The 27,000-nt window shown below is 42.6% G+C and carries 23 protein-coding genes, 1 tRNA gene and 4 pseudogenes; 10 read left to right on the forward strand and 18 right to left on the reverse strand.

What is annotated here, in order from left to right; genetic code table 11:
- Positions 1-2 precede the first annotated feature (2 nt).
- Entirely contained in the window at positions 3-887 is an 885-nt protein-coding gene (locus V7K40_RS17740; RefSeq protein WP_334961868.1) for a LysR family transcriptional regulator, read from the reverse strand.
- A gap of 102 nt (positions 888-989) precedes the next feature.
- Here V7K40_RS17740 and V7K40_RS17745 point away from each other — a divergent pair, with 102 nt between their 5' ends.
- Positions 990-1,790: a methyltransferase domain-containing protein gene (locus V7K40_RS17745; protein ID WP_334961870.1), complete on the forward strand. Its 801-nt coding sequence runs from the start codon at positions 990-992 to the stop codon at positions 1,788-1,790.
- A gap of 11 nt (positions 1,791-1,801) precedes the next feature.
- On the opposite strand, the pseudogene V7K40_RS17750 reads toward V7K40_RS17745, so the two are convergent.
- The 6 genes and pseudogenes from V7K40_RS17750 to V7K40_RS17775 form a co-directional block, all read right to left on the reverse strand.
- A pseudogene (locus V7K40_RS17750) lies at positions 1,802-2,119 on the reverse strand (ATP-binding cassette domain-containing protein); the annotation flags it as partial.
- 286 nt (positions 2,120-2,405) lie between these two features.
- Positions 2,406-2,984: a TonB-dependent receptor gene (locus V7K40_RS17755; protein ID WP_334961872.1), complete on the reverse strand. Its 579-nt coding sequence runs from the start codon at positions 2,982-2,984 to the stop codon at positions 2,406-2,408.
- A complete protein-coding gene (locus V7K40_RS17760; protein WP_334961874.1) occupies positions 2,965-4,164 on the reverse strand; it encodes a TonB-dependent receptor in 1,200 nt (399 codons plus the stop codon). The genes V7K40_RS17755 and V7K40_RS17760 overlap by 20 nt, the downstream gene beginning before the upstream one ends.
- 35 nt (positions 4,165-4,199) lie before the next feature.
- Complete coding sequence (locus V7K40_RS17765) at positions 4,200-5,201, reverse strand: AraC family transcriptional regulator (protein WP_334961876.1); 1,002 nt, start codon at positions 5,199-5,201, stop codon at positions 4,200-4,202.
- Positions 5,202-5,311: 110 nt separating this feature from the next.
- Positions 5,312-5,542, reverse strand: a pseudogene (locus V7K40_RS17770) (ABC transporter permease subunit); the annotation flags it as partial.
- Between the two features lie 88 nt (positions 5,543-5,630).
- Positions 5,631-5,759 (reverse strand): annotated as a pseudogene (locus V7K40_RS17775) (amino acid ABC transporter permease); the annotation flags it as partial.
- 578 nt (positions 5,760-6,337) lie between these two features.
- On the opposite strand from V7K40_RS17775, the gene V7K40_RS17780 reads away from it, so the two are divergent.
- Both V7K40_RS17780 and V7K40_RS17785 read left to right on the forward strand, forming a co-directional pair.
- Positions 6,338-6,895 (forward strand): hypothetical protein, encoded by a 558-nt coding sequence (locus V7K40_RS17780; RefSeq protein ID WP_334961878.1) that lies wholly within the window; start codon positions 6,338-6,340, stop codon positions 6,893-6,895.
- A gap of 77 nt (positions 6,896-6,972) precedes the next feature.
- Complete coding sequence (locus V7K40_RS17785; protein WP_334961880.1) at positions 6,973-7,617, forward strand: DUF3318 domain-containing protein; 645 nt, start codon at positions 6,973-6,975, stop codon at positions 7,615-7,617.
- Between the two features lie 281 nt (positions 7,618-7,898).
- Here V7K40_RS17785 and V7K40_RS17790 read toward each other — a convergent pair whose 3' ends face one another.
- Positions 7,899-8,696 carry a 7-carboxy-7-deazaguanine synthase QueE gene (locus V7K40_RS17790; protein WP_334961882.1) on the reverse strand — a complete coding sequence of 266 codons (798 nt, stop codon included), beginning with the start codon at positions 8,694-8,696 and terminating at the stop codon, positions 7,899-7,901.
- A 198-nt stretch (positions 8,697-8,894) separates the two neighbouring features.
- Here V7K40_RS17790 and V7K40_RS17795 point away from each other — a divergent pair, with 198 nt between their 5' ends.
- Positions 8,895-9,944 (forward strand): sugar transferase, encoded by a 1,050-nt coding sequence (locus V7K40_RS17795; RefSeq protein ID WP_334961884.1) that lies wholly within the window; start codon positions 8,895-8,897, stop codon positions 9,942-9,944.
- Between the two features lie 161 nt (positions 9,945-10,105).
- Here the strand turns inward: V7K40_RS17795 and V7K40_RS17800 are convergent.
- The 6 genes and pseudogenes from V7K40_RS17800 to rsfS form a co-directional block, all read right to left on the reverse strand.
- Positions 10,106-10,231: pseudogene (locus V7K40_RS17800) on the reverse strand (modification methylase NmeDIP); the annotation flags it as partial.
- A 388-nt stretch (positions 10,232-10,619) separates the two neighbouring features.
- Positions 10,620-12,074: a DUF697 domain-containing protein gene (locus V7K40_RS17805; protein WP_334961886.1), complete on the reverse strand. Its 1,455-nt coding sequence runs from the start codon at positions 12,072-12,074 to the stop codon at positions 10,620-10,622.
- Positions 12,075-12,177: 103 nt separating this feature from the next.
- Positions 12,178-12,254, reverse strand: a tRNA-Met gene (locus V7K40_RS17810).
- 46 nt (positions 12,255-12,300) lie between these two features.
- Positions 12,301-13,254 (reverse strand): asparaginase, encoded by a 954-nt coding sequence (locus V7K40_RS17815; protein ID WP_334961887.1) that lies wholly within the window; start codon positions 13,252-13,254, stop codon positions 12,301-12,303.
- 225 nt (positions 13,255-13,479) lie between these two features.
- Positions 13,480-13,980 (reverse strand): CGLD27 family protein, encoded by a 501-nt coding sequence (locus V7K40_RS17820; protein ID WP_334961889.1) that lies wholly within the window; start codon positions 13,978-13,980, stop codon positions 13,480-13,482.
- Entirely contained in the window at positions 13,977-14,435 is a 459-nt protein-coding gene (gene rsfS / locus V7K40_RS17825) for a ribosome silencing factor (protein ID WP_334961891.1), read from the reverse strand. The genes V7K40_RS17820 and rsfS overlap by 4 nt, the downstream gene beginning before the upstream one ends.
- 93 nt (positions 14,436-14,528) lie before the next feature.
- Here rsfS and V7K40_RS17830 point away from each other — a divergent pair, with 93 nt between their 5' ends.
- Positions 14,529-14,705 carry a hypothetical protein gene (locus V7K40_RS17830; protein WP_334961893.1) on the forward strand — a complete coding sequence of 59 codons (177 nt, stop codon included), beginning with the start codon at positions 14,529-14,531 and terminating at the stop codon, positions 14,703-14,705.
- 756 nt (positions 14,706-15,461) lie between these two features.
- On the opposite strand, the gene V7K40_RS17835 is transcribed toward V7K40_RS17830, so the two are convergent.
- A complete protein-coding gene (locus V7K40_RS17835) occupies positions 15,462-16,742 on the reverse strand; it encodes a glycosyltransferase family 4 protein (RefSeq protein WP_334961895.1) in 1,281 nt (426 codons plus the stop codon).
- 288 nt (positions 16,743-17,030) lie between these two features.
- On the opposite strand from V7K40_RS17835, the gene V7K40_RS17840 reads away from it, so the two are divergent.
- The 5 genes from V7K40_RS17840 (at position 17,031) to V7K40_RS17860 (ending at position 23,500) form a co-directional block, all read left to right on the forward strand.
- Entirely contained in the window at positions 17,031-18,299 is a 1,269-nt protein-coding gene (locus tag V7K40_RS17840) for a DNA cytosine methyltransferase (protein WP_334961897.1), read from the forward strand.
- 79 nt (positions 18,300-18,378) lie between these two features.
- Positions 18,379-19,059 (forward strand): deoxyribose-phosphate aldolase, encoded by a 681-nt coding sequence (gene deoC, locus V7K40_RS17845; protein WP_334961899.1) that lies wholly within the window; start codon positions 18,379-18,381, stop codon positions 19,057-19,059.
- A 384-nt stretch (positions 19,060-19,443) separates the two neighbouring features.
- On the forward strand, positions 19,444-20,370 hold the full coding sequence (recO, locus tag V7K40_RS17850) for a DNA repair protein RecO (RefSeq protein ID WP_334961901.1): 927 nt from the start codon (positions 19,444-19,446) through the stop codon (positions 20,368-20,370).
- On the forward strand, positions 20,357-21,997 hold the full coding sequence (locus V7K40_RS17855; RefSeq protein WP_334961935.1) for an MFS transporter: 1,641 nt from the start codon (positions 20,357-20,359) through the stop codon (positions 21,995-21,997). The genes recO and V7K40_RS17855 overlap by 14 nt, the downstream gene beginning before the upstream one ends.
- 354 nt (positions 21,998-22,351) lie before the next feature.
- Complete coding sequence (locus V7K40_RS17860) at positions 22,352-23,500, forward strand: glycosyltransferase family 4 protein (RefSeq protein ID WP_334961903.1); 1,149 nt, start codon at positions 22,352-22,354, stop codon at positions 23,498-23,500.
- A 619-nt stretch (positions 23,501-24,119) separates the two neighbouring features.
- On the opposite strand, the gene V7K40_RS17865 is transcribed toward V7K40_RS17860, so the two are convergent.
- From V7K40_RS17865 to gpmI, 3 genes are all read right to left on the reverse strand, one after another.
- Positions 24,120-24,935 carry a peptidase gene (locus tag V7K40_RS17865; RefSeq protein WP_334961905.1) on the reverse strand — a complete coding sequence of 272 codons (816 nt, stop codon included), beginning with the start codon at positions 24,933-24,935 and terminating at the stop codon, positions 24,120-24,122.
- A 10-nt stretch (positions 24,936-24,945) separates the two neighbouring features.
- Positions 24,946-25,179, reverse strand: coding sequence for a preprotein translocase subunit SecG (gene secG / locus V7K40_RS17870; protein ID WP_012410686.1), 234 nt, complete (start codon positions 25,177-25,179; stop codon positions 24,946-24,948).
- 175 nt (positions 25,180-25,354) lie between these two features.
- Positions 25,355-26,953, reverse strand: a complete 1,599-nt coding sequence (gene gpmI / locus V7K40_RS17875; RefSeq protein ID WP_334961907.1) for a 2,3-bisphosphoglycerate-independent phosphoglycerate mutase — start codon at positions 26,951-26,953, stop codon at positions 25,355-25,357.
- Positions 26,954-27,000 lie beyond the last annotated feature (47 nt).

Raw genomic sequence — 27,000 nt, forward strand, 5'->3', positions numbered from 1 at the left:
AATTAACTACACATACTCCTGACAACTTGCAGGAATTCCCTTAGTACAGGTGTCATATCCTCTTGTTGCCACACTACAGCCGTTTCTACTAATGGTGTTTTCTCCTCTACAGCGCGATACACCACACCAACCCTCTGAAGATTTTGCAATGAAGACGGTGCGATCGCAATTCCCATTCCTGCTGAAACTAATCCAATAATTGTCTGCATCTGAATCGCTTCTTGAGTCACTTTTGGGCTGAAATTTCCTTGCTGACAAAGACTCACGATTTGGTCGTAAAGCCCGGGCCCCAAATGGCGGGGGAACATGATAAAGTTTTCGTTTACTAGCGATCGCACTGAGATACACTCTTGTTCAGCTAAGGAATGAGTTTCCAACATAGCCACAATTAAAGCTTCTTGCTGAATGCACTCTTGATTGAGTGTGTTGTCTTCTAAGGGTGGATGGGCAAAACCTACATGGATGCGGCGTTCCTGTAGCGCTTGCTCCTGCTGAGTTGTGGTTAATTCCTGCAATACCAACTCTACTTCTGGAAACTGTTCTCGGAACTGTCGCAAAATTACAGGAAGCAAATCATAAGTTACCAAACTGGTAAACCCAATTCGCAATAGTCCCTTTTCACCTCTTCCCGTTTTTTGAGTTAGCTCAATTGCTTTTTCCAGTTGAGCTAAAAGTTGATAAGCTTCTTGCAAAAAAACTTGCCCAGCTTCGGTTAGCTGCACCTGTCGCTTGGTTTTACGCTGAAACAGTTCTACCCCTAATTGCGCCTCTAGTTGCTGAATTTGCTGGCTTAAGGGCGGTTGAGCGATGTGCAGTCGCTCCGCAGCTCTACTGAAGTGCAATTCCTCAGCTACAGCAATAAAGTAGCGCAGATGTCGCAATTCCATTTTTTTATATTTTATAAGTTTCAATTTTATTTAAATATATATTGGACATCTGAAAACTACCTGCGTATGATACTCATATAAATATCGCAGGAAGTTAGAGCGATGCAGGAAAAGTATACTCCAGGCTATTCGAGTAATGCGACGAATTTCATGGCAAAACGCAGCTTAGATACTCATGGTGCATTTTTCAAGCCTTATTTACGTCCAGGGATGAAATTGCTAGATTGTGGCTGCGGTCCTGGGACGATCACTTTGGGTTTAGCAAAAGCGATCGCTCCTGGTACGCTTACAGGTATTGATCGAGAAGCCTCTCAAATTCGGATAGCTGCTGAAAGTGCTTTCACCCAAGGTGTTAGTAATGCTAATTTTCTGGAGGGAAATATATATGCTCTATCCTTAAGAGATAACTCGTTTGATGCAATCTTTTCCCATGCGCTGTTTGAGCATCTCCAAGAACCAGCGCAGGCGTTACGGGAACTGTGGCGAGTTTTGAAACCGGGGGGAATTGTTGGGCTTCGTAGTCCTGACTGGGGCGGGTTTTTGATTGCACCGTCTACACCAGAACTGGAAAAAGCATTTTCTTATTACAAGTGGCTCCAGCAGCAGAATTCTGGTAATCCTGACGTGGGTAGAGAGTTACGCGCTCTGCTGCGCCAAAGTGGGTTTACTAATATCAAAGCTTCGGCTTCTTATCAATGTTATGAGCCGCTGAGTGAAGCTACAGAATATTTGGCGCTGCTAATTGAGGCTTCTGCAAAGGTAGATCGAGCTGTAGAGAAAGGTTGGACTGATGAGCTATCGCTTACAGCAATGAGTAGTGCTTTACGGGAATGGAGTCAGCACCCAGATGGATTTTTTGCTCAAGCCTGGTGTGAAGTTGTGGGATGGAAAAGGTTAGATTAATCAAAGATTTTCTAGAGAATTTGTGACAAAAATTTGCGTGTTCTTTCTTCTTTGGGATTGCTGAAAAATGCGTTAGGGGTAGCTGACTCGACAAGGGAACCGCTATCCATTAAAATAACTCGGTCGGCGACTTCACGAGCGAATCCAACTTCCTGGGTGACGACTACCATTGTCATCCCATCACGGGCGAGATTTCGCATTATATCCAAAACTTCTCGTACCATTTCTGGATCTAAGGCTGAGGTGGGTTCATCAAACAGCATAATTTTGGGTTGCATGGCTAAAGCACGTGCGATCGCCACTCGTTGCTGTTGTCCACCAGATAACCGCCTTTAAATAATAGCAATGATAACTTTGTAAGGAAGTAGGTAGGCACAATTAAACCAAACTAGTAAACTTATGTAAAGCACCAGAAACGCTTTGAATATAAGCTTTTAAGCAATTTATATCTCTTAATATAGTTGTATTTTTTAACGCCCACCTACTTATAGCGATCGCCCATCAAGAATAATGGAATTTGAGGGTGCGATCGCTTATCTGAAATTTTGTAGGTTGTTCAGAGGTGAAAACTGTGTTTTAGCTGGTTGTTCAACTTATAGCCAGCAAGAGAACAAGTTAAAACTCCCAACGAATAGAGCCGATGATTGTCAAGGGCGCACCTCTTTCAAGACCTAAAGTGTAACCGTAGCTATTTCTGAAATAGTCCGTATCAAATAGATTACTAATATTGATCGCAGCGTTAAAACCATCTCTACGGTAGTAAATCGCCGCATCGGTACGCAAGTAATTGGGTAGTTCAACCGAGTTGTCTGAAAATGCCGCCCGCTCACCCACATAAAAAAGCCCTAAACCAAATCCCAAACCTTTGAAATCACCCTTCTGAATTTCATAGGTTGTCCAGAGGCTAGCTTGATTTTCTGGCACACCCAGCAATTTGTTACCTACAGAAATGGCAATATCCTCGGTAACTTCTGCATCGGTATAAGCATAAGAACCAATCACCTTCCACCCTGGTAGAATCTCACCCGCGATATCTAACTCAATCCCTCGACTTCTTTGCTCCCCCACTTGAATCTGGAAATCACGGTTATTTTGATCCTGTATCGTAACATTCGTCTTGGTGATTTGATAGGCTGCCAATGTTGTTGAAAGCTTTCCGTCTAGAAAGTCAGCTTTAATGCCTGCCTGCTTCATATTGGGTTCCTTTGGTCGGCTTAAACGCTCTACCATCAGGATTGAATCCAGAGGTAGGAAGAAAAGATTGACTATAGCTGGTGTAGAGAGAAATTAATTTGCTCGGCTGATATACTAACCCAATTCGGGGGCTGAAAGCACTATCATTCTGTTCAGGAGAATCAATTCCGCTATTTGTCCCATTCAGGGAAACCCAATCTAAGCGCCCGCCAATTAATAGCTTCAGACTGTCTAAAATACTGATTTGATCTTGAAGGTAAGCACCATAAGATTGAGTATATGAATCGAAACTATAATTTGGAACATATGAGGGTATTGAAATATTGTAATCTGGGTTGAAGATATTTAGATTAGGAAGAGGAGAATCGGAAATCAAAGCCTCAAAAGTCTCAACATTGCGATTAAAATCAAAACCCACTAAAATTTGGTGCGAAATCGATCCCGTCTTAAACTTTCCAACTAAGTCGAGCTGTCCAAAATAATTATCTATTGAGTATCCACGTCTTTCAGCGTTAATACCTACTAGCAAACTATCATTGACTAGATCTAATCCTCCAGCCAATGCGTCTCTAGTTCTAGTAGTAGCCACTGAAAAATTGTTACGAATCTGCCAGTTGTCGCTCAACTTTTGATTCAGGGTGTAGCCAAATTTTTGAGTCTTGGCATCAATAAAGTTTAAGTTTGAATCAGGATAGCCGAGAAAGAGACTCCGAGGCAGGAAGCTACCATCGCTGAAAAACCAACTGCCAGACTCACCAGGATATCCATTATAGTTAGTGTATTCATAGTATAGATTCAGTTCTGTTCTATCCCCCAATTTGAGAGTGATTGAGGGTGCGATCGTAGTTATATTTGTTTTGACGAAATCTTGAAACCCCTCCGAACTTTGATAACTCGCAATAAAGCGATAGAGTACAGTTTTATTGGCATTTAATGGTCCTGAGAAATCAATGCTGGGCTGATAATAACCAAAATTCCCCGCTTCAAATCCGAGACTGTAGTAAGGTTCACTCAAAGGTTGTTTGGTGATAACGTTGACGATTCCACCCGGTTCTACGGCTCCGAATAGAACTGAGGCGGGTCCTTTGAGAACTTCTACTTGTTCGATCGTCCCAACGCCTGTCAGCGTAAAGCTATCATTTGTATCTCGATAGCCATTGCGAAAATTTCCGTTCTGCACAAATCCTCTAATGATTCTAGCGACAATTTTTATCCCTAGAGCGTCGATTTTTTTCCTAATTGACACTGCTTCGGTGTAATGCCAAACTTGCGCTTAAATGCCTCTGTAAAATGTCCCAAATGGGAATAGCCCACAGCATGGGCAACTTCTGACACTTGCATATCTCTGTACCGCAGTAACATCTGTGCCTGCTCCATGCGATGGTGATGCAAATAACCAAAAACTGTCGTGCCAAAGAGTTCTCGAAAGCCCCTTTGAAGTTTGCGATCGCTCAAGCCTACGAGTTGTGCCAGTTCCATCATTGCAGGCGGATTGTTAAATCGCTGGTGTAAAATATCTCTGGCATGGTAAATGCGAGCGATCATCTCTGGCTTTAGTAGTACTGAAGACGAAATTTGTCCCTGAGCTGCCGAAATCAAGTCCAATTGCATTGCTAGAAGTTCAAACACTTTTGCTTGCAGATACAATCGTCTCGTGACGCCCTGGTACGGAGAATTCAATATTTGTTGCACTGTGACTTGCATTGCTAAAGTCACGTCTGGATAAAACGATGTCTTCCATTCGTTTTCTTTAATCAAGAGCTTTAAGTTGGGAGCAATTTGCTCTGTCTCTCTGGGCAAAAACCCTGCCAACACTTCAGGTATAATCTCTACGTTAATGCAAGTCAAACGCTCTAATTTTTTATACTTTGATGTAAAAGCAGGTGCGATCCCACTACCAGATAAATAAAAGCGTTTCCCACCAAAATTCGGATAAACCTCATCACAATATATAAATCCAGATGAAAAAATTTCAAATTGCACTAGATGATTGTGGACGGGTGTCTTGATCACGAAATCATTGTAAAATTCATAGTCACAAATTTCCAGATATACACCCGGAGATAACTTCATACCCTGACAATATCCTAGTCCTAGACATTTAGGTAGTTCGTTGAGTGTTTCAAATTCGTCAAGCAAGATGCTGTGGCTTTGAGGATTTTGATTCTGTTGACACCACAGTTCGTCCCAATCGTCTGAGGAAAGGATGATCGTCATCTTACTTAGTGCCAAAAGTTTTTAATAATTTTACCAGAATTACTGCCCACTATTTTCGTCAAGTGATCGCAGTGATCGCCTTTACTAGTCATTTGTATTTACAAAGAACTAATGACTATTAATATCACTACCAAAGGTGTATTTAATCCTAATGCTTTCGCTGCTTCAATTTGTCCGCGAGGAATTGATTGGAGTCCACCGCGCACGTTTTCTGCAATGTAAGCGGCACTAAATAGTACTAGTCCAGCAATTGCTCGTAGTACCCGATCCAAACGCACATCTGCTGACAGAAATAACGGCAGCATTACTTGAGCTAGGAACAAAATTCCAATCAGTGGTATTGATGATGAAAGCAAACAAAGCAATTCCACGCTTTGTTAACTGTTGCTTGCCAAAGAATACACCCCCAGTGATAGCGCCTAAAGTCGAAGCGATCGCTAAACTGGTATTCTTCTTCGTCAAATTGAGATATTGACTCCTCAAAGGTGGAATGATTACCCGCAAGGCTTGGGGAAAAATCACCAGCTGCATAACTAACCCTGGTTTTAATCCTAGCGATATTTTCAAAAGCCTTAGATGCTAAATGCAAATTATCTGAACTCGGCTTGAGCTTCCGAGTTGTATTTAATATGCTTCCACCATACTTGAGATAGCAATGCATTTATTAAATCTGGAAGATAATATTAAATTTTTAGAAAATTAGTTCTATATCCTTCACTGGATAAAATTTATAAAAACGCAATTAGCGCTTCTTTAATAATGAGCAAGAGTCTTTCAAAAAATATCATTTACCGCGCAGAATGATCATCTGTTTTTCCTATCTCCAATGCCCCATGCCCAATACAACTCTTGGAGAGGCTGCGCCCTAAGCATAGCTATGCCGCAGGCTTTACGACACCGCCCTTACCTCGGCTACGCCCAACTCTTGGAGAAGCTGCGCCCTAAGCGTAGCTATGCCGCAGGCTTTACGACGTCGCTCAGGACAAGCTCAGTACAAGTGCCCCATGCCCAATTCCCAATTCCCTAATTGCATACTTCTATCTGATTAGAAGTAGCCACACCAACCTAAATAACTAGTGCTAGCAGGTTAAACTAGGTCTGGTAATAGCTGCTCCACCGTTCCTTAAGAGGCTTTTATGGGAGCTAACCTCAAACAAATTGCCAACTATTTAGACAACCTTGGTTGGGACTACCGTTTTGATGATCAAGAAGACCGAATTATAACAGGTGTGGAAGCTGATAACCTAGAAGATTTTCTGATAGTTGTCCAGTTGGATGAAGAGGGAAAATTTTTCAGGGTATTTGCTCCTCAAGTTCTGGCAGGAATCCAAGACCATCCTCACAAGGGAGCTATTTTACAGACAATGCTTGCCATTTCCTGGGAAACCAAAATGTTGCAATGGGAGTATGACCCATCTGATGGCGAAATCCGTGCGATTATTGAGTTTCCTTTAGAAGACTCGATTCTCACAGAAAAGCAATTTCACCGTTGTCTGAGTGGGTTAATTCAGATTGTGGATGGCATAGCGGCACCTCGCCTAAAAGAAGTGATGGCAACAGGTCTTGATCCGGGGAATATAGAACTTGGGGAAAGACTGTTACTCAGTATCCAAGAAGAAGCTCCAGGATTGCTAGATTTGCTAGAAAAGGCAATGGAAGCGCGAAAAAAGCGAGGAAGTTTTAAGGGCGACTGAGACGGATCATCACTTAAATAGCTATACTCCAAAGTGATACCCTCACTATATACTGAAATTTTCTGGGGCTGGATATTATGACATCCTATGCAACCTCCTCTGCCAAAGCGGAAATGAGTGAACTCCGGCGGTTGAAAGGCTTACTACCGCCAGAATTACAGAGCTGGGTCACGGTTGAAGGCACAACTGAGGTCAATCCACCCCTGGTTCGCTGCGAAGAAATTGGTAAAGACCAGGTAGAGATTCAAATTGACTTGGTGAAATGGGATGCCCTCGCAATGGATCAGCGTAATCTGCTGTTCTGGCATGAAGTTGCTCGCATTCAAAATGACACAATTCCTAAAGATGGTTGGGAAATGGCAGCACTAGCCATCGGTTTAGGTGGTGCTGTAGGCGAATTGTGGGTACAAGATGGATTGCTATTGGTGTTAGCTTTGTCGCTTTGTGGCGTGTCAGGGTGGCGACTGTACCAAAAGAATAGTGGTGAAAAGCAACTAAGAGAATTGCTAAATGCTGATGAAAAAGCGATCGCCTTAGCAACTCGTTTTGGTTATAGTCTCCCCAATGCCTACAAAAGTCTAGGTAGCGCCTTAAAAACCCTGATTGATAATACTCCTAGTAAGCGCCAACGGTCGAAATACGAAGCAAGACTCTCTGCCCTCAAACGCAGTGCCAATAAGGCAAAAGGTAAATCCAAAACTTCAGATGAGGGCGCACTGTAGAAACCAGAAAGTAGGTTGGGTGGGTATTGCCCACCCCACAAAATACCTAAATCAACATGAGTTCGAGGAACCTCTCCCTGCCTTGAATCTTTAGTTCAAGTCTTTCTCTCTCCGACTCCCAGAGGGACGGTTTTACTGCGTAAAACCTCTTAAAGTTCTTTTGATTGAGATAACTAGATTGCTTATTGAGGGGGCTGCTGCCTCCCTGATTAGCAGCAGCTCAATGACTATTTCATAAAATCTTACTTTTTTCTTGACTAGATCTTTATCAAACTCAAATTTTACAGCTGGTTCAGCATTTTATGCGTCTGAGGGATCACACGCACTTGCTTGACAAACCGCTTCATTAAAGCTTGCCACGTCAAAACTTGATCAGCCGTAGGGGCAAGTACAGGTATTGGGGAGAATTGTTCAGATGCAGCCAAAGGCGTAACAGGTTGTAAAAATACTGAGATATCTGGATTAACCTCTGCCACCAGCAAAGCTGAACGTTCCAACTCGGCTGGATCTGTGTTTTGAGACACAATTATCTTGACAAAAACATTTAAATATGATTCATGACATAATTGGAGAAATTTAGCATGTTCTTGCCAATGACTTTCACCGCTGACACTGGGCAATTTGAAATCCATACCTACAGAGTCTAAGTAGGGGAGAATCATCGCCAGTTGTTCTGGGCGATGTCCGCCAGTTTCTAAGTATATAGGTAGACCAGTTATGGCTCGCACTTGGGGGAGAAACTGCATTAAAAATGGGGCATGAAGAAGTGGTTCGCCTCCAGTTAAGCTAATGCTATCGTGTAGACAAGGTAGATTTTGCTGTTCCACCCATTCGATTAATATGGGTAATGGGACAGGGTTAGAGTGGATTTCAAAGTCGCGCAATCCAGGCGATCGCTCTATCCGACAAGTACCAGGTGCATTCCAAGTGTGGGCACTATCACAAAAGTGACAGTGCAAATCACACAAAGCAAAACGAATAAATATCTGACGCGTCCCTACATTCAGTCCTTCCCCTTGAATGGCAGAAAAGACCTCAACTAGCCGTGCAGTAGGTGTAACCGTAGTTTTAGGAATCATTTGATCAGAGCAACGCGATCGCGCTGCGTTGGCACAACAGCAAGGATGTTTTTTGGCTTCTTGTTTTATTGTGAATCGTCGCTAGCGATCTCCAATCTCAGCCCCGGTAAATAGCAATTAGTCCTTATTACTACTGATTCCAATATTAGATTAAGTAATTTTATAGGACAAAATAATGTTTGGTAGATTACATTATACATGGCAACGAAAGTGCAAAGCTTCATGACTAGCCAACCGACAGAGGTCGATTTTCCAGTTAATTCCCTAAATGACACGGCTATAATGCAGGTGCCCACGCGGTTGAGCGTGCTGGAGGCTTTAGGTTTTAAACAAACCTGCCAAAGCTTAATCCAACCCAATTCACATCCTAAGCAAATCATTATTGACTTTCACCAAACTACTTTTATAGATAGTAGTGGTTTAGGTGCTCTGGTAAGTAATTTTAAATACGCTCAGTCTAAAGGGATTGCATTAACACTGCGGAATGTAACACCTCAGGTAATGGGAGTCCTAAAACTCACAGGATTGGATCAGGTTTTTCCTTTAGAGCTTGTGGATGAGGCATTGCTAATAGAACAAGAAGACTTAGTAGATATTCGGAAGACAACTTCCCGGAAAGTAGAGCAGTTACCCACTACTCACCCTTCTGTAGCATCTTGGATGAAACGGTTATTAGACATTGTAGGGTCAGTGATCGGTTTATTAATTACAGGAGTTTTATTTATTCCGATTGCGATCGCTATTCAAATTAATGATCCCGGGCCCATTTTCTTTAGTCAAACCCGCTGTGGTTGGATGGGGAAGCGATTTAAAATTTGGAAATTCCGCTCCATGTGTGTGGATGCGGAAGCGAAGAAATCTGAAGTCAAAAACCAAGTGCAAGGTGCCTTTTTCAAAAATGAGAATGACCCCAGAATTACCAAGGTAGGGCGCTTTTTACGGCGAACGAGTTTTGATGAACTACCCCAATTTTGGAACGTCCTCAAAGGAGAGATGAGTTTAGTAGGCACCCGACCACCTACACCTGATGAAGTGGAACGCTATGAAGTACCGGAGTGGCAACGTTTAGATGTTAAACCCGGAATGACTGGCGAATGGCAAGTAAATGGGCGTTCTACAGTCCGTAGTTTTGAAGATGTAATTCGCTTGGATTTGCAGTATCAAAAAAATTGGAGTTTGGTGTACGATTTAAAGCTAATTTTCAAAACTATAGCTATTCTGTTTAAGAGAAACAGTGGTGCTGTTTAGCTAACTACCTTTATTCACAATTTTTCGGTAACTCCCAATCACGAGAATTATTAAATACACCCAAGCCTATTTTAGGCTTGGGTAAATTTTAGGTTTACAGCACCATGTAAGTGTCATCCTCTGCTTAACAAGTTAAAAAGTCAATCCTTGCATAAATGGCAATATGCTGGCATGAATTGTGAGAAGATGTCTTTGACATAAACAATATTAAAAGCGCTGGTTTCAAAACCTAAATCTAGGAAAGCTGAACCAGCAAAAAAGGAGAAAATACAAGGGCGATCACACATTCTAAATTAAAGGCTGGATAATTGTTTAATATATTCAATAACTTCGTCTTTACTGATTATTCTTTCAACTGGCACACAATAAGATGGATATATGTAATAAGTTTTACCTGATAGATAACTTTTGCGCTGATCTTTAATGATGCCATACCTATCAGGATAAATAAACCACTCAGTACTAGGACGTTTTGGTGTTATTGCTCCCCAAGCTACATTAGACTTTAGACAATACCAATGGTTTCTAACAAATCTTTGTTAAAAACACCTTCTGGGTTGGTAAGATAAGGCATTTTCATGATTTACCTATCTTCAAAACAAGAGTCGCAACTATTACCATATTTTTTAGCCTTATATAAAGGCGCAAAGAAAAACTCTGCGCCTCTGGGTGAACTTAACCCACAGCCTTCTGGGTAGTTACTAATTCAACCTGCTGCACCTCTGGCAACAAGCGCTTCATACCTTGCTTAACAAATCCCTGCAAAAAACCAATTTGCTGATTTTGCCCAAATACCTTTTGCAAAGTTTGCCGCAAATTCTCCAAATTTAAACCAGTCCCGGAATCTATCGCTATTTCCTGCTGTTGGAAATACTCAACTAGACTTAACCCTGCTACCCTAGTCAGATAAGCTGCACTTACTCCCTGCACCACACCACCAGCAACAAAGGTAACGGCATTACTTTTCAGAACGGTACTAATCGCCTTTGTAGAAAGTTCAACTAAACCCAGTTTCAACATCAAACTTCCCATTGTTCCAGCTACGGTTTGCGCCTGTTCTAGGGAAAACTTCTGCTGATAGATATTACCCAAATCCATTACCATTTGAGCATTAATTGCCGCAGTTGCCAGAATGTCAAGGGCTGGTACTGGGTTAGCAAAGGCAGCAGCAGCAGCTATCCACTGATATTGTTCAATAATTGGGGTGGCGCGATCGCGTCTGGTTCCATTGAGCCAGTTTTTCGCCTCAGCTTTCAACAATCCGGCTTTTCTGATGGTAGTTAGCCAAACCAGCCGTTGTCCTTGCTGTGCCAAAACTTGATCCAACTGCTGCGTTAACTGCTGGATAGCTGGTGCTGGTTGTTCCATCCACTCTTGCACAGAACCATCAGCCTCATGCTTTCGGACTTTGATGGCAATGGGAGAGGCCGCAGTTGCAACTACATTTCCCTGCATCCGCTGTTTCAATTGACTAAAGATGCTGGCGCTTTCATCGGTTAAATACTGGTCTTGTTTGTTGAAAACCAGGATTGTGGGCTGATTTGCTGCTTTTAGCTGCTGTAGGGTTTGAAATTCTGAGTCTGTCAAATCACCGTTTGTCAGGAACAGAACAAAATCAGATTTTCCCACTTCTGCCAAAATAGCTGCATCTGAATTGTCACTTACTTCTCTAAATAAAGGTGCTGTCTCTTGTAAAGACACTAAATTTCGTGTCTCTACATTTTGTAGCACTTGAATTAAAGTGCTTTTACCTACGGATTTACCGCCAGTCACAGCCACTTTAATTTCTTGCCTGTCTAATTCCAACAATAATTGGGCAACTTGTTCTCTGAGTGTCTCTAATGCTAGATGGTTTTCTGCTTCTTGTGCCAGTTGGTTTATTACGGCTTCAGCAATAGAAATCGCACTTTCCCCAGTCGCCCGATCCACGAGCATACCATCTAGCTGCTCTAAACTATCTTTCGGGCGATTTTGCTGGAATAACCACAAACCACCGCCTACAGCTAAAGCACTCAATAAACCAAACTCACCCACCTGCACTATAGAATCGTGCCAACTTTGTAACATCCACAGGGAGAAGGACAGTCCCAATCCTCCCACTAAAATTGGTCGCTGCAACTTCACAACCATGATTCTCCGCGCTTTTTGGATGGCTATTTCTTCCAGAATAGATCAAAATAAAACAAAACCCTCCAATCTTTATTGATTGGAGGGTTTTGTTTTATTTTTTATTTGGTGGCGGGAAGTGGATTTGAACCACTGACCTTCGGGTTATGAGCCCGACGAGCTACCAGGCTGCTCTATCCCGCGTCGCTCTTAACTTTTATAGCATAACCTATAGTCAAGAGTTTGGCAACTACAAAAATGATAATTCTCCAATTACTTCTAAACGCTTGTATTTTCCCAAAGTCACAAACTTTTCTGAGAGGCTTTCGGCGGCGCTGGGACTAATCCAACCCATTTGTTGGAGTAAGTGAATAGCAACGGCATGTTTTGCCCGTTTTGCCCCATCCATGACTTTGATTGCCAATCCCATGCCTTCACCGAGTCTACCAATGCACTGCACTCCTTCGGCACCAGCTTTACTGACCAGTTCCCCTGGAGTTAAGCGCATCAGTTCCGTATCAAATTCTCCATCTCCTGCTACCATAGCGGGGTGATGAGTCATAGCACGGACGATGCGCTCCATATCCAAATTGGTACTAGAGGCTAGCAACGCATACAAAGACGCCATATGACCGAGTTGCATCAGATAAGTTGGTGCGCCACAGTCATCATGAGCGCTGATAAATTCTTCAGCTGGCATTCGCAGCAACTCTGCTACTTTGCCCAAAATCAATTGCTGTATTGGGTGCTTGCGATCCAAGTAGTTATTCAAGGGCCAATGGCGCTGCTGACAAACGGCTAACATTCCCGCATGTTTACCAGAGCAATTGTACTCCAGAGGACTGCGTTTACCTTCAGGAATTGGACACTGGAGTATAGTCGGGTCAAGATCAGCCCGCCAAAGGATATTAAATACCTGTCGGACTTGATCTATTCTTCCTTTGTGGGAACTTGTGATAATTGCTAAGTCGCGATCGCTGAGGTTATAGCGCTCCAGTGTACCCGTGGTGGTGACTGCGAGTGCCTGAAATGGTTTGAGCGCTGAACGAATAAATGTAGCAGTTTCAGAATTTCCGGCTACGGTTAGAACCCGTCCCCGTTCGTCGCATACAACAGCCTGGACTATATGCTTGGATTCAATAATACCTTCCCGCAGCAACCGCACTTCCAGTGCTGTGGCTTGAGTTCGTTTTCCCATTGTCATGGGTTTATATTTATCACCTTTTTTTAGTTAGGAGTTAGGAGTTAAGAATTATGAATTATTAACCAAACTCACTGGTGAGTTTTGAGTCCTGAGTAAAGTAAAAAGTACTTCATTTTGAGGCTCTCGGTATACCCCCGCCCCCTGTAGGCGGTTTTTTAACTCAGTACACAGTACTCGCTACTCACGACTCTTCATTAATCACTCCTAACTCCTGACTCCTAACTTTTAAAACAAATGCCAAACTATCGTACCAATAACGAACATTCCCGCCAAGCCAGCAACGGTAAATTGTAACCGCCGCAGAATAGGTTTGATTTCGTATGCCACAATTAAACGATCGCGGTTAAGGACTTCCTGTGGCTTCGTCCAAGTTTGGCCGTCATACCAGCCGGACTCTTCATAAAATACTGTGGGACTGCAAAGGCGATCGCACACGTAAAACCAGCCTAAGCACAACCTTACCAGTGCCAGCACTACTCCGACACTCGCTCCTGCTGCACCACAAAGGATAAAATGTGCAATATACTTGTGGGGAGGAAAACTTGCCGCAGCTACTGGTCCTGCTACCAGCCAAGATAAACTCCAAATCCAAACAATTTTCGTGATATACTTGCGCCAATTTAAAGTGCTATCACGAAACAGCCAGGAAGTTTTTAACTCTTCATACTCATTGAGCGGTTGTTGGTCTGTGGGAACTGGGCAATTTGAAACCGAAGACCTAATCATGTTGGCTTACCCTCACCCTCATCAGATTCTGAAAGGGAAATACGCTCTGCATGAATCCAGAACGCTTCTAAATTATAAAACTCCCGTTCCTTGGGCATCATGATGTGAACGATCACATCACCATAGTCTTGTAGTACCCAACTCCCCTCGACTTTTCCTTCTGTCCTTATGGGACGCCGTTGCAATTCAGTTTCGACTTTTCCTTCAATTGCTTGAGCGATCGCCCTTACTTGTACCCTAGAATAGCCAGTCATCATCACAAAGTAATCAGCCAGGTAAGATACCTCTGCTACTTTGAGCAATAAAATCTCACCCGCTTTGCGGTCTGATGCAGCTTCTGCTATCGTTGCAGCTAATTTTCCGCTCGTCTCTTCAGTTTGGGCATGGCTCTTTACCACACTTTTTGTCAGTGGGACAGATTGTAATGGGAAATTTCCTTGGAAATAATCAGTCATTAAACCTCATGTGCTTTCTTTCTTTTGAAACAATTGTTTACATTTACTTACAAATAACAAACAATTGATCTGAAAATGTGTCAATAGGTTTTTTTGAATACTAACAAAAAAATAGGTGTCTATGGAAGCTGGTTTGATAATTGGCTGTTTATATTTCGACATCAGCAATCAGCAGTTGCGGATGGTTATTATGCAGCTTTTCAAGTGCGATTCGTTCAGTCGAAACCGAGCAATCGAGGGATGACTGGCTTTTACAGGGTAATTCATTAGGATTGAGTTCGCACTTTAATCCCTTGTAGATGACAACTTCATAACCTTACAAGTGAGCGTAAGTACCCTAGAAAACGACAAGCCCTATATTATATACGTAGGAGTGAAAATACATATCTCCCACTATAGAGACTAACCCTCAATCGGTGAAGCGGGGATAAAAGCAAAAAGAGCTACTAGCCTAAAAGTGGTGTCCCATGAGTAAGTCCTTATGGATAACTCTCGTCTAAGTCACTACTTGAATCACCGTTACTGCAAACCAGTGAAATTAGGCTTTATGCGCTGGAAGTCCCAAAAGGGTATAAGAAAAAAAAGGCTGGTATGAAGATTTTTCTCGACATACCTACGTTATCCAAAAACTCGGTAAAAAGGTGGTATTCTAACGGAACAAAACTCCAGTTACGAGGAACGAAGTAACTCACCTAATTACTCTCAAAGAGGTGGAATACTTTCAGTAGTCAGCTAAGACGAAAACTCTCGATTAAAATCAGGTAGCAGGTGAGAGAGATTGAGCAAAGCTGGAGACACTCCGCCTCCGGTCAGAAGCTAATGCCTTGCTGTTTTCTGGATAATTCTTTCCACTATGCTGTACTAATAATTTGCAGGTAACGTCACATCTATACTTTCGGCTGTCTACTAAAAACTACAATACAATTGCTCTTGACTTAAACCCCCAGAATTAGTTAACTACCCTCAAAATCTGTTGCTATTTAGGTAGTGAGGGTAGAATTGCGACTTTCTGAGTTGGTTACATCCTCATGGGCTTTCTGCTCTCGATACTGCAACTCTTGTGGACTGAATTGCTCTACGATCTACCGTCAATGAGTAACACAACGACTCATACTGATTTAAAGCTTGCTCAAAAGCATAGTTGTCAATAGCATATTGACGACTTTTATAACCCAGAGTTTTGACTTTTTCGGGGTTTTGGTACAAATCTAAAATTGCCATTGCTAAAGCTTGAGGATCTTCTGGAGGAACAATAACTCCGCCGCCACTTTGCCTGATGGCTTTTGCGGCTGTACCATTGTCAGGGACAGAGGCAACTAAGGCCCTTTCACTGGCAAGTAGCACTTGAATTTTTGACGGCATATTGAAGGATACAACATTTTTCTTTTGCACCACCAAGCCAACATCAGCTGCTGCTAACATTTGTGGCAAATGTTGGCGGGGTTGAAATGGCAGTAGCAAAACATTATCTGCGCCGCAGTTTAGACATTCCTGTTGCAATCGCTGTAAACCTTTTGCCTCTCCAACGATGACAAAAACAATATCTGGGATATGGCGCAACTCAGAAGCAGCTTTGACGACGCCTTCTAAGCCTTGGGTTAGGGCAATGTTACCAGAATAAAGTACTACAAATTTGCCATTCAGATTATGTGCTGCGCGGAAAGGGTTATTTTCTCTAGGCAAAGGGCAGATAAAATTTACATCAACCCAGTTGGGAATTTGCACAATTTTGTTAGCTTCTACGCCCTTAGCTCGCAAATTGTCCACAAACCCATCGGCGATAACACTAATTTTATTGGCAGTGTGGTAAGCAAATTTTTCCAACATTGTAAATAACTGTATAAGCAATTTATTTTTCAGTAGACCGACGTGGACTGCTGCTTCTGGTAATATATCTTGTAGATTTAAGATTATAGGACAAGCGCGTAACCATCCTAAAAGAGCGACTGGTACACAGCTTGGCAAAGATGGCGATGTTGAGAGAATAACATCTGGGCGCCAACCGATGAGGGCAGGCACAAAACTAGTGACAACGAAACTAGCATCTAGTAATACCCGATCTAATAGGTTGGGTTGGGGACGAATCCAAACGTAACTACGTTGAATTTGAACGCCATTTTTGTATTCGTTGACATACCACTTGCCCCGATATTCCTGGTAAATTTGACGCTCAGGGTAGTTGGGCATAGCGGTGACTACGCGCACTTGATGCCCACGCTTCACTAGTCCCTCTGCTAACTCGGTCATCAGTGGGGCAATACCAATTGGCTCTGGATAGTAGTTGTAGGAGTAAATTAAAATCCGCATAAAAAATTAGTCCGAAGTAACCCGGTTTTTTATTTAAGGACAAATATTTGTCTTAAAGATCATTTAGAGTTTGGAAACTCCTATATTTAATTGTGACTTCAGACTCTTTTTATGTCAGGGATTTTCCTTAAAGATTGAGTAAACTTGGATATGAAATACTTAGGGAATCTGTGAATCTTTTTTACTATCCTGAGCACTATTTTAAGTGTTCGTTTTTAATTGGTACGTAAGTATAAACCCGATATTTATCGATATTAATTAAGACCGTTTCACAATATTAGTTATTCAATGAGCGATCGCCCTTGTATTTTCTCCTTTTTTGCTGGTTCAGGATTCCTAGATTTAGGTTTTGAAACCAGTGGTTTTAATATTGTTTACGTCAATGAAATTTTTTCCTCATTCATGGCAGCATACCGCTATTCACGGCAGGTTCTCAATCTCCCATTGCCAGAATACGGGTATCATGACAAAGAAGCAGGAGACGTAACCCAACTTCTCGAAGGTTTACAAACACGACACCTCCGGGAGTTAGTACAAGACTGCCGCAAATCTAATAATATTGTGGGCTTCATTGGCGGGCCTCCCTGTCCTGATTTTTCTATTGGCGGCAAAAATAGAGGACGTTTAGGAGATAATGGCAAGCTTTCCGCTTCTTACGTTGAATTAATTTGCCGCAATCTTCCAGATTTCTTTTTATTTGAGAACGTTAAGGGGTTGTGGAGAACGAGAAAGCACCGTTTATTTTTTGAATCACTCAAGCAACAATTACTGGAAGCAGGCTATATATTAACAGAGCGGTTAATTAATGCTATCGAATATGGTGTACCCCAGGATAGAGAAAGAATTCTTCTCATTGGTTTCCGAAATAATTTTATCCAGGATAGAGGAATAAAAGTCGGTAGTGAAAATTTACTATCTGAGGCATATTTTCCTTGGGAAAATCATATTTTATATCATCAAAGAAATGTTTTTGCTTATCCTTGGCGAAAGTGCGAACCATTCCAAGAAAATTCCATCATACCTTGTCCTGATGGCGTCCCTGAAGAATTAACAGTTGAATACTGGTTTAGAAAAAATAACGTGTTGAACCATCCCAATGCTAAAAACTGTTTTCAACCAAGGGCAGGGATCACAAGATTTGCTGCTATTAATGAAGGAGATGATTCTAAAAAGTCTTTCAAGCGTCTGCACAGATGGCGTTACTCTCCGACAGCCTGCTATGGAAATAATGAAGTACATTTGCATCCCTATAAAATCCGGCGAATATCTGTGGCGGAAGCTTTAGCCATACAATCTTTGCCTGCAAATTTTGTACTTCCAGAGAATATGTCGCTCACGAATATGTTTAAAACTATTGGTAATGGCGTACCATATTTAGCATCGAAGGCTTTAGCTAAAACTATTATTGATTTCTTAAGAACAGGTGTGAAAAATGCTGTTGATATTCCTAACCTTACTATGCCTAATGTCAACTTAAACACTTACAGTAATTCCGGGAAATCTCCAAAGCCGACATCCAAAATAAGTCAGCAGTTTGTTTTCAGAATAAACTCGTAATAAATGTGGTTTAATATATATATAAGAAATGTTTTAATTTTTTATAAAGTTTAATAATCAATTACTGGCAGAAGACACGATGGCAGCAGACTATGCAGATATTGATATTGCGCCATTTATAGATCACGCCCTGTTAACGCCAACGGCTACTCCAGAGCAGGTTAAGCAGTGGTGTGAAGAAGCATACAGATTCAATTTTGCGGCGGTTTGCTTGTATCCCGCCTATGTCAAACAAGCAGCCGAACTCCTCCACGGCAAGAACCCAAAAGTCTGTACGGTGATTGGTTTTCCCTCTGGTGCAACGACTTCAGCAGTCAAGCTGTATGAGGCTCAAGAAGCAGCAGAAAATGGGGCCACTGAGTTGGATGTGGCAATGAACTTGGGCTGGTTGAAAGCTGGTAAAACTGAAGAAGTCCACCGGGAAATTGCCGAAATTTGTGAAGAGACTGGGCAAACTGTCAAGGTAATTTTGGAAACCAACCTGTTGACAGATGCGGAGAAAAAAATAGCTGCTGAAATAGCTATGGAGGCGGGGGCGGCTTTCTTAAAAACTAGTACAGGTTGGAATGGTGGTGCAACAGTGGCAGATGTGCGACTTTTGCAGGAATTGGCAAAAGAAAGGGTGGGAATTAAGGCTTCGGGTGGTATCCACACTATCAATCAAGCCCTAGACTTAATCGTAGCTGGTGCTACTAGATTAGGCACATCTCGCGGTATCGATTTGATCCGCCAGCGCGATAACCTGGGAAAGGGTGAATAGTCATTTGTTTCTCGTCCTACCCTGCGGGAAACTGCGGGCACGTCTATGTCATTTGTACTTTGTCCTAACCTAATGACCAATGACCAATTTTAGATTTTAAATTTTGGATTTTGGTGAAGCAGCGCGGTCTTCTCCCATTCGTGAGAGGCTAGCGCCAAGGGGGTTTCCCCCATGAGTGACTGCACCAAGCCGAAGGGATTGAAGATTCAAAATTTAAACCTGGTTTGAGAGCAACTAGTTTCAACTATGGAAAAATCTAAAATCCTTGCATTCCTTTCCCAAGCCCCTACCTTGAGTATGGGGTTAATCTAAAATCTAAAATCGTTCGACTGAGCGCAGCCGAAGTCCCAAATCCAAAATTGATTGGCTAATGACTAATTACTAATGAGTAGAACCTACAAAGCAACCGGAATTAATCTTAAAACCCAGGTACTGGGAGAATCAGATAAAATAGTGACGATTTTGACACCGGAGTTGGGACTGATTCGAGCAGTGGCTCCAGGGGCACGTAAGCACAACTCCAGCCTGGGCGGCAGGAGTGGTATGTTTGTTGTCAATGAACTATTGATCGCGAAAGGGCGATCGCTTGATAAAATTACTCAAGCACAGACGTTAAAAACTTATCCTGGTTTAGCTAAAGATTTGGGAAAATTGGCTGCCAGCCAGTATTTAGCAGAAATAGTCCTGTGTCAAGCTTTGAGCGAACAACCCCAAGAAGAACTTTATGAGTTATTCAATGAACATCTCCATCGGTTGGAGGCGTTGTCTAGTGCAAATGCATCTGGTGTTTTAGCTCATCTGGCTCATGGGGTGTTTCATCTTTTAGCCTTAGCAGGACTAACACCGCAAGTGCAAATCTGTTGTCTATCTGGGCGCCCCCTCAAGCCAGACTTTACAGACCCCAACTGGCAGGTAGGATTTAGCATTCCTGCGGGTGGAGCGGTTTGCTTAGAAGCTTGGGAACGTTTACGAACAGAGGGAGAGAGGGAGAGGGGGATACAAAGAAATTCATTTTCTCCATCACCCAATCACGCTATTATCCCATCACCTGCAAAACCTGGCTCCCAAACAGTTGTTGTGCATCGGCAAGAAATACCTGTAATTTCTAGTCGTCCTGGTGCTGTGGAATTAGCTTTGCTTCAACATCTGTCACAACCAGAGATAATGCAAATTGATGGTGCTAGAGATCATAACTGGTTATCTGTTGAGCAGATTTTGCGCCAGTATGCTCAGTATCAATTAGGTCGCCCTATTCGCTCTGCTACCTTGATCGACTCTTATTTTGCTGCCAACCATGATGCAACCCTCTGATTTGGATAAAAAAATCCTGCCTTTGTCACCAAGCCTTGTCAAAAAACAGAATGGGGCATTAGATCCTCCAGTCAAGAATCACTTGAGTGCCGTTTCCAACTGTACACCTAGTCAAATCAATAGCCAAGAAATGTCCCCAAAAGACGTTTCTAAAAACGAGCAAAGTTGGACAGAGGACATCTCAAAAACTGATGCTCCAAGTCAATCAGAAACACAATCTGAGGAAAAATTAACCACTGCTGAGGTAGATAGCAACGGGCAAAGTTTGCCAGCAGCTTCTCCCCCAGAAAAAGAACCACCGAAATTAGATGGATCTGGTTTAGGTCCAGAAGCTGTTTCAGGAAATGTCAAACAGAAGGGGTTTTTGCCCGTATTAAAAAACCTTAATTTCCTGGCTCTTTGGGGTGGTCAAGTTTTCTCCCAACTAGCAGATAAAGTTTATTTGGTGCTGATGATTGCCTTGATTAATACTCAGTTTCAAGGTGGTAATCAGAGTATTAGTGGTTGGGTATCAGCCTTGATGATGGCTTTTACTATTCCAGCCGTATTGTTTGGTTCCGTTGCTGGTGTGTTTGTTGATCGCTGGTCGAAAAAGGCTGTGCTAGTGGCAACGAATATTTGGCGCGGCATCCTGGTTTTGTCAATTCCCTTCCTGCTGTGGTTAACTCATGATTGGAAACCCATAGGAGTACTGCCAGTGGGTTTTTTGATCATCCTGGGTGTGACTTTTTTAGTTTCCACACTGACGCAGTTTTTTGCACCGGCAGAACAGGCGGCAATTCCTTTGATAGTAGAAGAACAGCATTTGCTCTCGGCAAATTCGCTTTACACGACAACGATGATGGCATCGGTGATTGTTGGGTTTGCCGTCGGGGAACCATTGTTAGCGATCGCTGATGGACTTTGGCTGCAAATTGGTAGTAATGGTAGTTTGGGCAAAGAACTTTTAGTAGGTGGTAGTTATGCGATCGCAGGAATAATTTTATTCCTCTTGGCAACTAACGAAAAACACCACGACCCCGATACAGAATTCCCTCATGTATTCTCTGACTTGCGGGATGGTTTTGCCTATCTCAAAGCAAATCATCGCGTCCGCAATGCTTTGCTTCAGCTGATTATCTTGTTTTCTGTCTTTGCAGCATTAACTGTTCTAGCCGTTCGCATGGCAGAAATAATTCCTAACATGAAAGCCTCCCAGTTCGGCTTTTTACTAGCATCTGGCGGTGTTGGCATCGCTGCTGGAGCAACAATTCTCGGTCAATTTGGTCAACGCTTCTCCTATAGGCAACTAAGTCTGTGCGGTTGTATGGGCATGGCAGCATCCTTGATTGGTCTATCAGTATTTACAACCCAACTGTGGCTAGTCTTGTTACTAGTAGCGCTATTGGGTGTTTTTGGGGCGCTAGTGGGTATTCCCATGCAAACAGCGATCCAAACAGAAACACCTCCAGAAATGCGTGGTAAAGTCTTTGGCTTGCAGAACAATGTAATTAATATTGCTCTCTCCTTACCTTTGGCATTAGCAGGTGTAGCAGAAACCTTTCTGGGATTACAGGTAGTTTTTTTGGGATTAGCAGCGATCGTCTTTTCAGGAGGTATATTAACCTGGTATAACTCACATAAGTAGTTATCAGCTAACAGGAGTTATTATTCATTACCTTGAAGTAATTACTAATTTCCTTAAAGCTTTTGTGTTCATGGTAAACTGTGGTCAGTGAAAATTTATCACATACTTGCGGGATATCAATCTGACATTAGTTAGAATAAGTTGTTTAAATATCATAAATTAACAACTTATAAGTAGAATAAATAAAGCCATAAATCCACTGGTTTAATCAGCTTAAAATAGGCTGTTTAAACTATATTGTGGTGAAAATCTGTAATAATTAAAAAAATCAGCAAGTATAGTTAGATAAAATAAAAATCACAAAGGACACACAAGTAATAGATTAAACCCGCTTTTCTTACAGCTAAATAAAGAATGCGTATAGCCTGGATTGGAAAAAAATCACCCTTTTGCGGGAATGTCACCTACAGTCGAGAAATTACAAATGCCTTGCTAGATAGGGGACATCAAGTTAGCTTTCTTCACTTCGCCCAGGAAGAGTCTGAACCTGACAATTGGCCAAATCTTCGAGAGGTTTCCCTACCTTTTATTTACAAGTCCCAGGTTTATACAATTCCCACTTTTAAAGCTACTAAAGTTTTAACGGAGTCGTTGCGGGAAATCAAGCCAGATATAGTCCATGCTTCCTTGACGCTATCTCCTTTAGACTTTCTTCTACCGGAAATCTGTGAGGAACTGAGGTTGCCCTTAATTGCCACTTTTCACACACCCTTTGCTGGTAAGGGGGCAAAGCTGATATCGGGAACACAACTTTTGGCTTATCAGCTCTACGCGCCTTTTTTAGTTAACTATGATCGCGTGATTGTATTTTCCCAAATTCAGCGAGAATTATTGGCACGGATGGGCGTGAGAGAAGAAAATATTGCCGTAATTCCTAACGGTGTTGATACAGCCAAGTATTCTCCAGGACTTTCTAAAGTCAAAGCACAATTTAAAGCCGAACGCTTGTTTGTCTATCAGGGTCGAATAGCGCCAGAGAAAAATGTCGAAGCCCTCCTCCGGGCTTGGAAGCAATCTGCAATGGGGCTTGGTAGTAAGTTGCTAATTGTTGGCGACGGTCCTTTGAAATCTTCCTTAGAGCCGTTTTATGGTTCAGAGTACGGCATTATCTGGTTGGGATTTGTTGCTGATGAAGACCGACGCATCGAAATTTTGCGGGGCGCAGATGTATTTGTTTTGCCTTCATTGGTAGAGGGTTTGTCCCTATCTCTGTTAGAAGGAATGGCATGTGGGTTGGCTTGTTTAGCAACAGACGTGGGTGCAGATGGAGAAGTATTGGAAAAGGGCGCAGGTGTAGTTATTAGTACCAAAACAGCGCGATCGCAATTAAGAACCCTCTTGCCAGTGTTGCAAGACCATCCGGAGTTAACAACCTTACTGGGGCAAAAAGCCAGACAGCGTGTATTAGACCGCTATACCCTTAGTAACAATATTAGTCTACTCGAAGAACTTTATAAAGAAGTTTTAGCACAGCGACCTCTACCACTAAGTCGCAGAGCTTAGAGGATGTTTGAAAAGTATTGGGCGAATAGAATTCGCTACTACACAAACGTTCGCGTAGCGTCTTGCAGAGAAGTCCACCTCCGTGGAAAGCATGAAAAATCAAGGTTTTTAACCCGCGCAGGCAGGTTTTGTCTCGTGTAGCCGGAACTTATAGTCGCCAAGGCAAGTAATAAATTAGACTTTTCAAACAACCTCTTAGGGAAAGGGAAAAAGTGCGATATCTACGGCAGGCTGCGCCTACACATTTTTATGCCCAATATGATAAGGAGGAATGGAAAAATGACCCTTGGGAGAATTTTTTCGGAATGTTTTCTCTTTTAAAGAAGCAGTCAAATCAAAAACTGGTTTTAATTGTGTTTTTTTTGAATAAAATTACTTTTTTATGAAACTTCAGTTGGTAGCACACTATTACTTTGAATCGCAAAGCGTGAGAATAATTGCAACCCGCAGATCCTCGGCTTTGAGAAATCGGGGATCTTGTTTCTCATGAATGATTGAGGATTGCTATAAGACTCACAAAGATGATAAAACGGTAGAATAAAATATTCCTACTAGTGTATTTTCAGCCCAAATTTTTGTACGCCTTGTAAATCTTTTTGATTGTAAGTGATGATATTGATCAATTAATCTTTGAATTATCCACTAAAGACCATCCTAAACTGGTTGGCTGTTCATAAACCCGCTTTAGAGTATTTACATCTCTGGCAGAAATAGGCGACGGGTTACGAACTTGAGAAAAATATAGTGCATCGGTTTGTAGCGGACTATGGCCCCAAATTCCCAATGCATGACCGAATTCGTGGCGAGCGGCTGCAATGAGATACTCACCTGTTTGACTGGGGTTTAAAAAGATGATGAAGCGGTGAGATAAAACTTTGTTGCTGGTGTATAACTCGTAAGTAGTTTGTGCGGATCGCGCTCGGGGTATATTACTACCAGGGGAAATTTGTAGAGGTGGCGCTTTTCGCACAATTGTAATATCAGCTATTTCTGGCTGTTCGACTACTGTCAAAGGCAAATAAGTACTCCATTCTTGCACACCCTGCAAGACACCGTTAACCCATGCTTGAGCTTGTTTTTCACTGAGAGCTTTTGGTGGTTCTACGTAAACTCGAACGGGAAATTGTGACCAGACCAAATAACCAACTTGGGTTGTTGTGATTTGGGAAAAATAGTCACCACTGTTAGTGCTATCTTGCCACTGTACAAGTGTGGGCGGTAAGAGATGGGGTTTTGGGGAAGATGAGGTAGGGAGAGAGATTATTAAGCCTGGATATATAGATTTTGGTATTATTGTAAACCCATTGCTCGACTGGAGATTTGTAAAAATGATTAACAGCCCTGTGCCAATAAACAAGGCAAGAGCTGTAATTAACCGCCGTGAAATTAAATTTATTAGGGTGTTAAGTATTGGGTGTTGGGTTATTTTCCCCATTAACCTATCCTTATTTAGGCAGCCAACCAGCACTTAAAACTACTGTTAAGCCGAGAAAAATTACTGTCAATGCCCAAGTAATTCGGTTTAAAGTGTTTTCTGCACTCTTGGTACTGCTAAATAGCTGGGCTTGTCCGCCAATGGCTCCAATGCCATCACCTTTAGGGCTATGCAGTAAAACCAAGATAATCAAACCAGTGGCGGAAAATGCCCAAATGCCTTGCACAATATTAGTAGCTGTCATGGTAGGAATCTCATTTATAAAAAGTTTTAAAAAAGAGGAGTCAGGGTTGGAAGTTAGGAGTTAGGAGTACAGACGCGATTAATCGCGTCTGTACAGGAGTTAGGAGTTAGGAAAGTCTTAATTTATCACTCTTCACTTTTAATTATTAACTCCTCACTCTTAACTCCTAACTCTTTTACAGCCCTACTTGCACAGGGATGCGAGTGGGTTGCAGCTCATATTCTGCTGTTTTCAGCAGCGATCGCCCTGTCATTTCTGGTGGCTGAGGCAACTGTAAAATCTCTAGAATTGTGGGAGCAATGTCGGATAGCTTGCCATCGCTTCGCAGTTCGACATTAGTACCATATCCAGGGATTTTGACTTTCTCTCCTTCCACCAAGATAAAGGGGACTGGGTTAGTGGTATGAGCTGTCCAGGGATTACCCCCATTATCTAGCATATACTCAGCGTTGCCGTGGTCGGCAGTAATAATTGTTGTACCGCCGGCTTTAATAATGCTTTCTAGTAGGCGTCCCAAACAGCGATCAACTGTTTCAACTGCTGTAATGGTAGCTTCGATTTGACCAGTATGCCCTACCATGTCTGGGTTGGCATAGTTAATTACAACTAGAGAATACGTACCCTTTTGAATCGCAGCGATCGCTACATCTGTAACTGCTGCTGCTGACATGGCTGGGGCATGATCGTAAGTCGCTACCATCGGGCTGCTTACCAGTACCCGATCTTCTCCAGCAAAAGGTTCCTCCAGACCCCCATTAAAGAAATAGGTGACGTGGGCGTATTTTTCTGTTTCGGCAGTGCGGAACTGCTTCAGACTATGATTGGCTATCACTTCTCCCAGAATGTTACTGAGATTCTGAGGCTCAAAGGCTACAGCCACGGGTAAGTCTGAATCGTACTGCGTAAAGGTGACAAAAGACAGTGGTGTGATTTGCTGTCTTTCAAAACCGTTAAACGTGGGACTGACCAAAGCTTGAGTCAGTTGTCGGGAGCGATCGGGGCGGAAGTTAAAAAATATCACCCCATCCCCTGGTTCTATTGCGCCTGGAGCAATTCGGATTGGGTTGACAAATTCGTCTTTTATCCCTAATGCGTAAGATGCTTGCAAGATTTCCACAGCCTTGAGACCATTACCAACACTATCTTGAGTCATCACGTCGTAGGCGCGTTTGACCCGATCCCAGCGGTGATCGCGATCCATCGCGTAGTAGCGACCGCTGAGGGTGACTATGCGCCCAATTCCTGTGCGATCTATATAATCTTGCAGCAGTGTGATTGCTCTTACACCGTCAGTTGGGGCCGTGTCACGACCATCAGTGATGGCGTGAATACAAACTTCTGGAATTCGTTGGTCTTTGGCTAAGTCAAGTAGTCCGAATAGATGGGTGATATGCGAATGTACCCCTCCCTCAGAACAAAGGCCTACTAGATGCAGCTTGCTATTCCGAGAGCGAACTTCCTGGCAAATTTTAACGAGTGCTGGGTTTAAGGCAATAGAACCGTCTTCGACTGCATCAGAGATGCGTACAAGTTCTTGCGGTACCACTCGCCCAGCACCAATGTTCAAATGACCAACTTCTGAGTTGCCCATTTGACCTTGTGGCAACCCTACAGCTTTTCCTGATGTGTGGATGAGGCTATGCGGGTAAGCTGCCCATAAAGTGTCCACGATGGGAGTTTTAGCAGCAACAATAGCGTTTCCTCGCGTCTGCTCGCAGTAGCCCCATCCGTCTAAAATGACTAGCACCACAGGAGCAACAGGTGCTTTGGTCATAGTAAAATTGCCCTTTACTTTTTGTAATACCCGAATGATACCATTGC

Source organism: Nostoc sp. (assembly GCF_036917195.1).
GTDB lineage: Bacteria > Cyanobacteriota > Cyanobacteriia > Cyanobacteriales > Nostocaceae > Nostoc.

What these genes read in the sequence shown, in the direction of transcription:
- V7K40_RS17740 (WP_334961868.1), bottom strand. Translation starts at nt 887, where the DNA reads ATGGAATTGCGACATCTGCGCTACTTTATTGCTGTAGCTGAGGAATTG.
- V7K40_RS17745 (WP_334961870.1), top strand. Translation starts at nt 990, where the DNA reads ATGCAGGAAAAGTATACTCCAGGCTATTCGAGTAATGCGACGAATTTC.
- V7K40_RS17755 (WP_334961872.1), bottom strand. Translation starts at nt 2,984, where the DNA reads ATGAAGCAGGCAGGCATTAAAGCTGACTTTCTAGACGGAAAGCTTTCA.
- V7K40_RS17765 (WP_334961876.1), bottom strand. Translation starts at nt 5,201, where the DNA reads ATGACGATCATCCTTTCCTCAGACGATTGGGACGAACTGTGGTGTCAA.
- V7K40_RS17780 (WP_334961878.1), top strand. Translation starts at nt 6,338, where the DNA reads ATGGGAGCTAACCTCAAACAAATTGCCAACTATTTAGACAACCTTGGT.
- V7K40_RS17785 (WP_334961880.1), top strand. Translation starts at nt 6,973, where the DNA reads ATGACATCCTATGCAACCTCCTCTGCCAAAGCGGAAATGAGTGAACTC.
- V7K40_RS17790 (WP_334961882.1), bottom strand. Translation starts at nt 8,696, where the DNA reads ATGATTCCTAAAACTACGGTTACACCTACTGCACGGCTAGTTGAGGTC.
- V7K40_RS17795 (WP_334961884.1), top strand. Translation starts at nt 8,895, where the DNA reads ATGGCAACGAAAGTGCAAAGCTTCATGACTAGCCAACCGACAGAGGTC.
- V7K40_RS17805 (WP_334961886.1), bottom strand. Translation starts at nt 12,074, where the DNA reads ATGGTTGTGAAGTTGCAGCGACCAATTTTAGTGGGAGGATTGGGACTG.
- V7K40_RS17815 (WP_334961887.1), bottom strand. Translation starts at nt 13,254, where the DNA reads ATGACAATGGGAAAACGAACTCAAGCCACAGCACTGGAAGTGCGGTTG.
- V7K40_RS17820 (WP_334961889.1), bottom strand. Translation starts at nt 13,980, where the DNA reads ATGATTAGGTCTTCGGTTTCAAATTGCCCAGTTCCCACAGACCAACAA.
- rsfS (WP_334961891.1), bottom strand. Translation starts at nt 14,435, where the DNA reads ATGACTGATTATTTCCAAGGAAATTTCCCATTACAATCTGTCCCACTG.
- V7K40_RS17835 (WP_334961895.1), bottom strand. Translation starts at nt 16,742, where the DNA reads ATGCGGATTTTAATTTACTCCTACAACTACTATCCAGAGCCAATTGGT.
- V7K40_RS17840 (WP_334961897.1), top strand. Translation starts at nt 17,031, where the DNA reads ATGAGCGATCGCCCTTGTATTTTCTCCTTTTTTGCTGGTTCAGGATTC.
- deoC (WP_334961899.1), top strand. Translation starts at nt 18,379, where the DNA reads ATGGCAGCAGACTATGCAGATATTGATATTGCGCCATTTATAGATCAC.
- recO (WP_334961901.1), top strand. Translation starts at nt 19,444, where the DNA reads ATGAGTAGAACCTACAAAGCAACCGGAATTAATCTTAAAACCCAGGTA.
- V7K40_RS17855 (WP_334961935.1), top strand. Translation starts at nt 20,357, where the DNA reads ATGCAACCCTCTGATTTGGATAAAAAAATCCTGCCTTTGTCACCAAGC.
- V7K40_RS17860 (WP_334961903.1), top strand. Translation starts at nt 22,352, where the DNA reads ATGCGTATAGCCTGGATTGGAAAAAAATCACCCTTTTGCGGGAATGTC.
- V7K40_RS17865 (WP_334961905.1), bottom strand. Translation starts at nt 24,935, where the DNA reads ATGGGGAAAATAACCCAACACCCAATACTTAACACCCTAATAAATTTA.
- secG (WP_012410686.1), bottom strand. Translation starts at nt 25,179, where the DNA reads ATGACAGCTACTAATATTGTGCAAGGCATTTGGGCATTTTCCGCCACT.
- gpmI (WP_334961907.1), bottom strand. Translation starts at nt 26,953, where the DNA reads ATGACCAAAGCACCTGTTGCTCCTGTGGTGCTAGTCATTTTAGACGGA.